Source organism: Methanosarcina sp. DH2, from assembly GCF_020804225.1.
GTDB lineage: Archaea > Halobacteriota > Methanosarcinia > Methanosarcinales > Methanosarcinaceae > Methanosarcina.
Genome location: NZ_WJBI01000002.1, coordinates 381,374 through 392,331, shown reverse-complemented (window position 1 = coordinate 392,331; position 10,958 = coordinate 381,374). Strand labels below are relative to the sequence as shown.

Sequence of the window (10,958 nt, the reverse complement as noted above, 5' to 3'; positions counted from 1 at the left end):
GGTAAATACAGGAATAGGAGAAGATGCGGAACGCATCTTCTCAACTCCGTTAAATAACTCTATAGCATCCTCTGTACTACGTTTTCCTTCATGATGGAAAAGGAGCAATCTTGAGTTACTTTTGATTGCTGTAAGTGAGTATACGTCACCATACTCTTCAGAATCCTCTTCGGTCACATTTTTTTGCTTTTTTTTATATATGACCAGATCTCATCAACTTCTACTCTCTTAAGATTAAGATTTCTGAGGAAATAAGTTGTAACTTCTTCTGAATGAGTTCCTGCAATCTTGAGCCATCTACAAATTGTATCTTTATCATGCCCAGTAGCTCTTGCAACTCCACGAATACCTCCTTTTTCAGGAAGCATACCTAATGTCCTAAGAACTTCTTCCTCAGGAGTATCAAGTCCAAAAAATATTGTACCTTTTGTTTCACTAAAGCAACGATTACAGGTTTTACATTTAAGAAGAACACGATTATTTTTACCGTATCTCTCTTTAAAGGCTATATTCCCCTGATTTTTAATCCCATAATCAGGGCAATCTTTGTTCCAGCAAAAAAATTGTGAAAAATCGATTTCAGAAGTGATTTCAATACCCCCAAATAATAATAGATTCAAAATTATATAAAATTAAGTCAATGATTTGGGGACACGACCTTATATCTTAAATAATGAAATTCGTATTCCTGCCATCCTTTGGGGAAAGCAGAGTGAAAAGCTGTTAATTGAAGTTCACGGTAACCTATCTAATAAAGAGGATACCGTAATTTCCATGATGGCACAAAAAGCCGTTAAAAAAGGTTACCAGGTGTTAAGCTTTGACCTGCCTATGCATGGTGAACGTTTAGATGAAGAATATGCGTGTATTCCCGAAAATTGCGTAAGTGATTTGGCCACTGTTTATGAATTTGCAAAGTCTCTTGCTCCTGACATTCATTTGTTTGCGTGTAGCATGGGTGCCTATTTCAGTTTGCTTGCTTATCATGGCTTTGACATAAAGCAAACTTTATTTCTCTCGCCCGTTGTCAATATGGAACGTATCATATGCAATATGATGGAAGGCTTTCAGGTGAGTGAAGAAAGACTAAAAGCTGAGCTTGAAATCCGGTTGCCGGTTGGACAGATATTGGAATGGAACTATTATTGCTATGTGAAAGAAAACCCTATTTGCTTTAAATGGAACGCGCCCACTGCCATTTTGTACGGTTCGGACGATAATCTATCTGAAGGGAATGAGATTTCAGCATTTGCAACAAGATATCAAGCAAAAGTTAAAGTTCTCGAGCACGGCGAGCATTACTTCCATACGGAAGAGCAACTGCAGGTGTTTGACATATGGGCAGATGAGAATTTGCTGTAATACAGGCTAATTAGAATTTTACAGAAATTTCGGTACGTTTTCAGTTGAATCATCTTGGGGATGAGTCTCTACCTCACCCCCATATTCGTGTAATAACGCGAATAACTTTCGATTTCCAAAAAAATATGCTTTTTAGGCGTAGGGATCCGCAGCGCCTTATTAACGCTGAAGGTGTTGTCAAATTTCTTTTTAAAATCATCTTAAAACTTCCCTTCACATCCGCATGCTTATTTGTGAGCAGATATCGGGCGGTATTTAAGGCTTTTGGGTAATGTATTGCATTAAGTTAACAAATAAACTTTAAAATTCTCATCCTCGACGGAATTGATAACGATTCCTCTGTAACCCTAATTTGACAGATTCTGCTAATTAATACAGTATTTTCTTACAAAAAACGTGTTGTATCGACATATTACGTTTTGGTAAAATGGAACATGTCAAAAATCAATAAACACACGATATAAATTTGAGATTTAGGAAGAAAAAAGAAGCATGAAGCCCATTTATACATTACAAAATGTATGCTTCTGTCAAATTCGGGCTGTAATCATGACCAATAGATTAATACTGAATTCTTATCGAGCTTCTGGGTGCTGCTGATATATGCCAGTCTGTACCGCGTTTATCATTACAGCTACTGAAATCCGTAATCAGCGTCTGCCTCTGATCCCTTTCCCTCAGTCTTGAAACCCCTACACCCACAAGCCTTATTTTTTGACTTCCGATAAACTCAGCAAGTAGCTGCATGGCTGTCCTCTTAATTACGAAGATATCCGAAGTCCAGACCGGGATAGTCTTTGAGCGTGTATATGTGGAAAAAATCATCATAACGAACTTTTATTTTACAGCTTTAGGGAGAGCTTTCATATATCCGTGTATAACAGACTAAACAAATGTTTTTGCAATAAAAGTTTAATTTCAAGACCCTCTCTAAACTGGTTTACGATAACAGTTTATTATTAATATACTAAGAGTTATGAATAAATACGGAAAGATAGATTCCAATATAGATACAGTACTTGCATTCATAATAATAAAAATAGTATGGGTAAACCAGAAAGTATTACACCACGATTTGGCATAGACATTGTAAAACCATGAACTGTTATACATATTATACAGATTATAAAAAAATAGCGGGATAAATAAAGCAAAAAACAATTTTAAGTAACTCGATTTACTCATACAGTGTCTTTCTTTTCTTGTCACCCTACAGTATAAATATAAAATAAATAATACAAATAATGCTACAATAACAATGTAAACAACCGGTATCCCATATAATGTTACAGTATGACTCGTTGTTACAGCATGACTCGAAACTTCTATTTCTCCTGTGCCAGAACCAATGAGTGCGCTTTCATTGTTCACGCTTCCTTATATGTTTTGAAAAGTTAAAAGATTTTTTGTTTCACCCAGCAACCTTGGACTTGATAAACCTTATTTTATCTCCAGTGGAGAAGTGAGACTTAGAAATCCGTAATCATCGTCTGTCTCTGATCCCCCTCCCTTAGTCTTGAAACCCTCAGTTGAGCTGATAGCTATCGGATATGTCCGCAGCGGTAACCATCTTATTGCCTGGTTGAGGATTTGATCAATCCTATTACATGCTCTCTTATTGGAGATAGTATGAATCGGAAAACTATAGAAATTATCAAAGAGGTGAATAGTCAGACTAAACATCCAGTACTGCATTATAATAGTTAATGGGGGGATTATGATTATGGCAGTCAATGAGAAAGAAATAAGGATTAAGATAATCAAAGATGGACCGTATCGGGTTACAGGTGGAGTGCCGCTTTTCGAACAAGTAATTGTCACCGATGACACCGGCCACACCAAAGAATTAATTGATATAAAGGAATACCCTCGGCGGGAAGCCTATATTTTATGCCGCTGTGGCTCATCCGAAAACAAGCCCTTCTGTGATGGAGCCCACCTTAAGATCGGTTTTGACGGTAGCGAAACAGCCAGCAGAAAGCCTTACCTGGAAAAAGCGGAAACGTTTGAAGGTCCTGATTTGAAACTCACTGATGTCTACGAACTCTGCGATCATTCCCGTTTCTGTCAGCGGTCTGGAGGAATAAGGGATCTCATACAAAAATCAGATGACCCGGAAGCCCGACAAACCGCCATAGAAGAAGCCATGATCTGCCCGTCGGGACGGCTGGTCCTGTGGGACAAGAAGACAGGCAAACCCTTTGAAAAAGAATTTGAACCATCTATTGTACTGGTCCACGACAAACAAAAAGGTTGTGAAGGCCCCCTTTGGGTTCGAGGCGGTATCCCCATTGAATCTGCAGATGGCAGCACGTACGAATTCCGGAACAGAGTAACCCTCTGCCGCTGCGGGAAGTCAGAGAACAAGCCCTACTGTGACGGCAGCCACTGGATGAACAGCCAGCAGAAGCTCGAGTTCAGGAAGAAGTGGGGCCTGGAATAAGTGAGTTCGTTGATTCATAGAGGTTGTTAACTTGCGGAAATAGTAGTCTCGCATAACAATCAGGCAATCCAAAAGCCAAAATGAAAGCAATCAATGGGCGATTCCGCGATAAAAAATAGAGAATTCGAGGGTGTAGCCTTCTTTATTTCAATATATCCTCGAACTCCTTTTGGCTCCACAGATGCTGCCAAAGTCTCATCAGCCTGCAGCAAGTTTTCGATTGCACGTCTCTGAATAGCTGGAATGGTGACATGGCTCACGTCGGCCACAAGATTGCCAATCATATATTCCTGCCTGTCTTATCAAGCGACCGATACCTTTCTCCAGCCTGAGCAAAGTCGTTTGTTTTGAAGATCTTCAAGCCCTTGAAGACGTTTATGATACTATCAGGCGAGGTCGAAGCGATCAAGTTTCATCACTTGGTCCAGGCCGCCACGAAGTCCTGGAAAAACTTCTTCTGCGCATCCGCGCTTCCGTAGACCTCGGTCAGAGCGCGGAGCTGGAAGTTTGAACCGAAGATGAGATCGACAAGCGTGCCGGTACACTTGACTTCGCCATTCTTGCGATCACGCCCTTCAAATATGTCCCTGGCGCCCGATACCGTCCTCCACTCCGTGCCCATATCGAGCAGGTTCACGAAGAAGTCGTTGGTTAGCGCTTCCGGCCTCTGAGTAAAAGCGCCGTGCTGGGTCTGTTCGAAGTTGGTGTTCAGCACGCGCATGCCGCCAGCGATGAGCGCAACGTTCTCTTCGTCGTTCATGGATGCGAGCGAAAACCTCGCGGATATTGATTGCTTTATTGCTACTGATATGTGTCTACCTGCAAAAGATTTTACTTATTTATTTTATTCTGCTTTTTCTTCTTTTTTGCCAGTAACCGCCCGATATTTGCTCACTTCGCGAGCATGCGGGCGTGGAGGGAAGTTTTCAGATAAATTTTAAAGAGAAATTCGAAACTAAGAATCTATTGGAAAAGAGTCTATTGGAAAATCGATAACAATAGTAGTAAAAAACTCTAATTATCACTATTTGGGACCATTGGGATCTTTTATAGACCTTATCTCTTCTAAGATTGCGTGAGATGACCTCGTTGTCTTAATTCCATGAGTTAGGCATCAACCGAAGATTCTACAGAATCCATGATATTATCCCTGCTCATTTCTCTATTGCTTCAACAAGACCACGATTCTCCATGGAAAGTATCGTGTGCCTCACAATTTCACCGGCGATGGCTATTATCGCTATGCCTATAAGGATCGCAGACAGATCGTGCCACGTCGCCTTAAAATTGCCAAGGGTGATCAGAAAGGTAGTGGCAACAGCCGGCGGGTGTAACGCTTTAAGAGGTATTTGAATTAGTATTACAAGTGCTATGGCAATGCATGATGCCACAATATGCGGGAGTTGTAGATGGCCGGCCACAAACACAGCTGGAACGTAAGCAGCGCCGGTTATGATAACAAGGGTGTAGCCACTAATGATGCCGACCAGGTGGCCTACAGTCATATTGTATAAGCTCGATGACTTCAACCGGGGAGATGCAACCTGCAAGAAAATGGATGGGCCCAGGCTTGGGAAGAGCCACAGGTTTCCGGTAATATAGCCTAGCCCTCCAGCTAAAAGCGTAAGCAAGCAACCTAACACTGACCTCAACACGATATTGAGAGCTCGCTGTGCTTCTTTCCTGCGGGGAGCGCTTTTAGCCTCATATCGGTCGCTGGTCGGATTCATGTGTTGAAACGCCTCTATTCCGTGTATTCCATTAGAAAGCTGTGTTATGTCGAGACTACCAGACCATGAGGTGACTTAAGATATAGTTGTGTCCTCATCCAGCCTATTTGTTTTTTTATCTGTTTTATTATACTCATTTATTATACTCATGGATCTGCTCGCATGTGTCCATGAGTTGCTTATCCCGTAACATCTCGGCATTAGGCTTCATAATAATATACAATGCTACCTGCATTTCGCTGGACACCAGTACAGGTTCTAGAGGTCCCTGATCAGGCCAAACTCTCCAGATTGCCTCTTGAAGAGTGCTTTGCGAAGGTGGTCAGACTCGTTGGGTATATTCCTTCCATACTTATCCAGGTAAAGTATTATAATAGTATAAAGGGGACTGGGATAAATCTTCGGTAAGCCCTAAAGCCAGTCATTATAACGGCTCTTATAGTCCGCGAGGTTAGATAATTATGGTTAAGCCTGAAGTCAGTCTGGATGTAAGCGCCTGAAGATTAAACATAACCAAAAGTACAGAGCCTTATGATAAGTCTGCGCAAGAAAAAAGGGTAAAATATTACTTTTGTGACCTTTTAAAGTTACTCTGTCAATTTATAAGTATCTGTTCTGCCTACTCTTCTTTCTTTTTTTTCCAGTAACAGCCCGATATATACTCACTTCGTGAGCATTCGGGCGTGGAGGGAAGTTTTAGGGTTCTGTATAGTCCACAGGGGCTGGGATAGATTTTCAGAAAGCTCTGAATTCAATTCGAAGGTCAGTCCCAGTTCTGTAAATTCTTCAGGGGACGAGAATTTTTTTCAAGCTAGTATAGAACCTATAAATATACAAATCCCCCGAGGACTTTACAGTACCGTCTTTTGAGCCTCGTCATCTATCGACCAGGGCCGGATAGTCCGTGTAGCCTTTTGCGCCGCCCCTGTAGAAAGTGGCCGCGTCCGGTTCGTTAAGCGGCGCATTCTGCCTGAAGCGTTCTGGCAGGTCGGGATTGGCCAGGAACGGCACTCCGAAGGCTATCAGGTCGGCCTCGCCGCTGGCAATGGCTTTGTTCCCGCTCTGGAGGTCATAGCCGCCGTTCAGTATGAATGTCCTTTCGAAAATTCTGCGCAGGGCAGGCCCAAGCCGTGCCTCGGGTGGCACGAACTCCGTCCGGCCTCCGATGGACTCGATTAAATGAAGGTAGCCCAGGCCCGTTTTGTCCAGCTCTCTGGTGAAATAGGAAAAGGTCTCCCTGGGATTGGAGTCCGACATAGAATGAGCGGTATTGTGCGGAGAGATGCGGTAGCCGACACGGTCGCCGCCCCATACATCGATGACGGCTTTCGTGACCTCAAGCGGCAGACGTACCCGGTTCTCAAGGCTGCCGCCGTACTTATCGGTTCGCTTGTTGGACCCGCTTCGCAGGAATTGGTCCAGCAGGTAGGTGTTAGCGCCATGGATTTCTACCCCATCGAAGCCAGCGGTTCTGGCGTTCTCAGCCGCCTGCCGGAACTGCCTGACGATGTCCGGCACCTCGTCAGTCTCGAGAGCCCTGGGTACCGGAATTGGCTTTTTTCCACCTGGTGTGTGGACAAAGCCTTCGACTGGTAGTGCGGATGGTGCGACCGGCAGATCGCCACCCAGCAAGTCGGGGTGAGAGATCCTCCCTACGTGCCACAGCTGGATGAAAATCCTGCCACCAGCCCTGTGGACGGCGTCTGTTACCTTTTTCCAGCCAGCGACCTGTGCCGCAGAGTATATGCCCGGTGTATGTATGTAGCCTACCCCCTGCGGGCTAACCTGCGAGCCTTCGGAGATAATCATGCCTGCCGAAGCTCGCTGCACATAATAAGTGACCGTCAGTGAGGCCGGGACGTCGGCATCCCCTGCGCGGTTGCGGGTCAGCGGCGCCATAACTATGCGGTTTGGCAGCGTGAGATCGCCCATCCGATATTGTGAAAAAAGGTCCTGGTTTCCTGCCATGATGACCGTCTCCATTAAGCCTGGCTGGTTGCTGGTTCGAGATTCTCCGATTTCAAAAGCTGCTCAAACCTCTCCGGATTGAACCCGATGACCACAACATCGCCTATCCTGACAAACGGGAAGCCTATATCGCCGGTGCCCTTCATCATCTCGGACGCTATCTTATTTTGCTCACTCTCACTGGCGAGATCGAAATCTATGAAATCGAATGGTATGCTCCTGGACCGGAAATATTCCTTTGTTTTCCTGCACACCGGGCAGGTGCTTATGGTGTAAATCGATATTTTTGCCATACGCTCTCCTAATTCCTAATTCTATTGTTAATCCTGCTTCCTTCAGTTTTTTTCATTATTTCCCGGCATCTAATACTCGATGACCACATTGATATCCCCGCTCTTCTTGGAAACATTGACCAGTGTCTCTCCTTCGATCCGCCTGAAATTCAGATCAGTCAGCGTGTTTCCGACCTTCACATTATTTAACTGCACGTTGTCCAGCCACGAAGGCAGATAGGGCTTGCTGATGGTCAGCCGATTATTCAGGGCATCGGGAGCTATGCCCAGGCAGGCTGTGAGCATAAATGGCATGGTCCCAGATGCCCAGGCCTGAGGGCTACAGGCTACAGGATATTTCACTGGGATACCGTACTCAGAGCGTGCCAGCCCAGAGAAGCACTCCGGCAGACGGTATTCATCGAACGCTCTGGCCGCCTCGTACATGCCCGTGAACAATAAGGACATCTCATTGATGAACCCGTACTTTCTCAAGCCCATGGTAATGATCGCGTTGTCATGCGGCCAGACCGTGCCGTTGTGATACCCTAGCGGATTGTACCGCTGCTCTTTCGAGGACAGTGTGCGAATGCCCCATTCGGTAAACATGTCGTCTCTGAAGATCCTGTCGACAAGGTATTTTACGTATTTTTGATCAATGATTCCTGTCCACAGGCACTGCGCCGGGTTAGATGATATCACGTCACATATGCCTTCCACATCCAGTGCCTGGGCGAAAAATTGCCTGTCTTTCATCCAGAACTGCCGGTTGAATCTCTCTTTCAGTTCTCCTGCTTCTTTTTCCAGCCTGGCTGCGTCACTTTCCCGGCCCAGCTGCCTGAGCAGCGGCGCAAGTTGCCTTTTCGCCATGTATACGTATCCCTGTACTTCGGCAACGGCGATCGGTTGTTTCGCCAGCGTGCCATCTGAGCGGCTAATCGAGTCGGGAGAGTCCTTCCAGCCATGGTTATAAATGCCCAATGGGGATTTCACCGCATAATAGGCAAAGCCATTTCCTTCCATGTTGGCGTGGACATCGATCCATTTCAGGGCCTGGTCAACATTGCCTTCCAGCTGCTTGACCAATTCAATATCTCCAGTCCAGTTCACATATTCTGTCAGGAGGATTAGGAACAGGGGCGTAGCATCGACAGTACCGTAGTACGGTGTCTGTGGGATCAGGTTCAGGTTAGCCAGCTCGCCCAATCTCAGTTCGTGAAGAATTTTACCGGGTTCCTGGTCTCTCCAGTCATCTGATCTGTTGCTCTGGAATTTTGCGTTCACCAGCAGCGTGCTTTTTGCCAGCCCCGCCTCGAAAGGCAATAGCTGGAGTGCCGAGATGATGCTGTCTCGCCCGAATAGCGTGTCGTACCAGGGTATCCCCGCCGAATGGAACATGTCTCCTTTAAGGGTCATGCGCATCATGTTCAGGTCGGCAAGCGAGCGAACCATAATGCTGTTGAAAATGTTGTTGCTGGTTGGTATGTAGTCGCAGCATTCAAGGGCCGCGACATAGGATCTCATGATCTGGTTCAGTCGTTGATCGGGATTTTCCACTGGCCTTTCCGGTTCCTGGCCGGGCTTGATCTCCTCTATGGAGATTTCCACATTAACTGTCTGTAACCCGTGAGGGGCTATCTTCAGCTCGAAGGTGCATACTTTCCCTTCTACCCTCGTGGGCGATGGTTCAAATGCGATAATCGTGTTGCGACGAAGCTTATCATCCCCCTCATAGGATAAGTAAAGGTTTTTACCATCGTACCTGGCTGGTAGCACTTTTGCAGGAGTCGGTGGGGCAATGCCTCTGATGGTGAACATATCTGCGAAATCTGCATCGAACTCAAAAGTCAGGTTCAAGGTCACAGGGAAAGTGTTGAAGTTCCGGATGGTATGGCTTTGCCGAATGCAGCCCGGTATGACCGTGGCCAGAGTGCCAAGAAGCGTTTCTTTGGCGATAGTGGCACCCATGCAATCCTTCAGTTCCGGGTTGGTAACCATAAGAGTCGATCTGAACCCCCTCTCGTCGCTGGATAAAACCTGCGTTGGAGGCGTGTCCATGAGTCGTATGAGAAAACCGCTCAGGTATCTGCAATCGTGGTAATAGAGACCATACCCATAATTTTCTGTAATGGGTATCTCGCCATTCTCTTGCGTTACGAACGTCAGCCCATTGTCCCGTATGACCATCTCGTTGATAATGCTGTTAGACAGGGTATGCTTCTTGTATATGTCCCACGCTTCGCGGATTCCCTCTCGTTCAGAAGGCTCTGGCATGCAAACTCCTCACAACCTAATACTAATTATTAGATAGTAAATGCAGCCTTCAGGACATGCTCTGCCGTCAGGTCGCTTCTTACAAAAACTACATGGTCAGACTGGTCACAGATTCAAAGAGTCATCCTTTCTATCGTCATTGGCGTAATCGAAGTTTTTTCCATATAGTCCCACTATCCTGAGAATTATCTTTGCTATCCGCGTAAGCCTGCAAAATCAGTAGCTACGTTTTTAGCTGATTCTTAGAATGTTATTTACCTCTTCAATGCCCCCGCAATCATTAAACCGGTTACTGAACTGGTTATTATCTCAGCGCTTCGCACCATCCCCATTGTGCGACGCTTACAATATAACCTTGAATCGCTAAATACGAGCTCCGGGTAAAAACTTATATGATAATTATTATGGAATCTTTATTTAAATAGTAGTAGCTTGCCTGATGAATTGTCGGGTATTTAAACCACCAAATTGCATTCTGAAAAGTCAATTTAGATATTGGAGACTTCCATGGGGGTCAAATAAGGTTTGGAAACTTATTGCGGAAGGTCTTCAGTCCCGAAATTGTGCCATCTATAATACTCTTTTTATTGCAGCTTCATACTCTTCTTCTTTTTCTTCTTTTTTGCCAGTAGCCGCCCGATATCTGCTCCCTTCGTGAGCGTGCGGGCGTGTAGGGAAGTTTTTAGATGATTTGATTAAAAAGAAATTTGAAAATTAAGAGACTATCAGATAGATAACGATATTGGTAAAATACTGTATTAACATCAAGTGTTTACTCCAATTGTGTGTCGTCCATTTGAGTATATTGCCTATTATTAGATAAGGAGGTCACAATTTTTCGGTAGGTTTTTAATTAAATTCAATAGGCTGAAAAATATAGAAATAAATATATAATGTTACTCATTTCAA

The 10,958-nt window shown here is 44.7% G+C and carries 10 protein-coding genes; 2 read left to right on the top strand and 8 right to left on the bottom strand.

Going from position 1 to position 10,958, the window contains the following annotated elements:
- Window positions 1-173: 173 nt before the first annotated feature.
- Window positions 174-620, bottom strand: a complete 447-nt coding sequence (locus FXV91_RS05605) for a hypothetical protein (RefSeq protein WP_229389261.1) — start codon at window positions 618-620, stop codon at window positions 174-176.
- A 25-nt stretch (window positions 621-645) separates the two neighbouring features.
- Here FXV91_RS05605 and FXV91_RS05600 point away from each other — a divergent pair, with 25 nt between their 5' ends.
- Window positions 646-1,362: an alpha/beta hydrolase gene (locus FXV91_RS05600; RefSeq protein WP_229389259.1), complete on the top strand. Its 717-nt coding sequence runs from the start codon at window positions 646-648 to the stop codon at window positions 1,360-1,362.
- A 561-nt stretch (window positions 1,363-1,923) separates the two neighbouring features.
- Here the strand turns inward: FXV91_RS05600 and FXV91_RS05595 are convergent.
- Window positions 1,924-2,190: a hypothetical protein gene (locus tag FXV91_RS05595; RefSeq protein WP_229389257.1), complete on the bottom strand. Its 267-nt coding sequence runs from the start codon at window positions 2,188-2,190 to the stop codon at window positions 1,924-1,926.
- An 895-nt stretch (window positions 2,191-3,085) separates the two neighbouring features.
- Here FXV91_RS05595 and FXV91_RS05590 point away from each other — a divergent pair.
- Window positions 3,086-3,805, top strand: a complete 720-nt coding sequence (locus FXV91_RS05590) for a CDGSH iron-sulfur domain-containing protein (RefSeq protein ID WP_229389255.1) — start codon at window positions 3,086-3,088, stop codon at window positions 3,803-3,805.
- A 59-nt stretch (window positions 3,806-3,864) separates the two neighbouring features.
- Here the strand turns inward: FXV91_RS05590 and FXV91_RS05585 are convergent, their stop codons facing one another.
- The 6 genes from FXV91_RS05585 to FXV91_RS05560 form a co-directional block, all read right to left on the bottom strand.
- Window positions 3,865-4,089 carry a hypothetical protein gene (locus FXV91_RS05585; RefSeq protein WP_229389253.1) on the bottom strand — a complete coding sequence of 75 codons (225 nt, stop codon included), beginning with the start codon at window positions 4,087-4,089 and terminating at the stop codon, window positions 3,865-3,867.
- Between the two features lie 131 nt (window positions 4,090-4,220).
- Window positions 4,221-4,565 carry a hypothetical protein gene (locus FXV91_RS05580; RefSeq protein ID WP_229389251.1) on the bottom strand — a complete coding sequence of 115 codons (345 nt, stop codon included), beginning with the start codon at window positions 4,563-4,565 and terminating at the stop codon, window positions 4,221-4,223.
- Between the two features lie 394 nt (window positions 4,566-4,959).
- A complete protein-coding gene (locus FXV91_RS05575) occupies window positions 4,960-5,535 on the bottom strand; it encodes an HPP family protein (RefSeq protein ID WP_229389249.1) in 576 nt (191 codons plus the stop codon).
- Between the two features lie 876 nt (window positions 5,536-6,411).
- Window positions 6,412-7,503, bottom strand: a complete 1,092-nt coding sequence (locus FXV91_RS05570; protein ID WP_229389247.1) for an alkene reductase — start codon at window positions 7,501-7,503, stop codon at window positions 6,412-6,414.
- Between the two features lie 14 nt (window positions 7,504-7,517).
- The gene (locus FXV91_RS05565) at window positions 7,518-7,796 is read right to left on the bottom strand and encodes a glutaredoxin domain-containing protein (RefSeq protein ID WP_229389245.1); all 279 of its coding nucleotides are present in this window, start codon (window positions 7,794-7,796) and stop codon (window positions 7,518-7,520) included.
- Between the two features lie 69 nt (window positions 7,797-7,865).
- A complete protein-coding gene (locus FXV91_RS05560; protein ID WP_229389243.1) occupies window positions 7,866-10,049 on the bottom strand; it encodes an amylo-alpha-1,6-glucosidase in 2,184 nt (727 codons plus the stop codon).
- Window positions 10,050-10,958 lie beyond the last annotated feature (909 nt).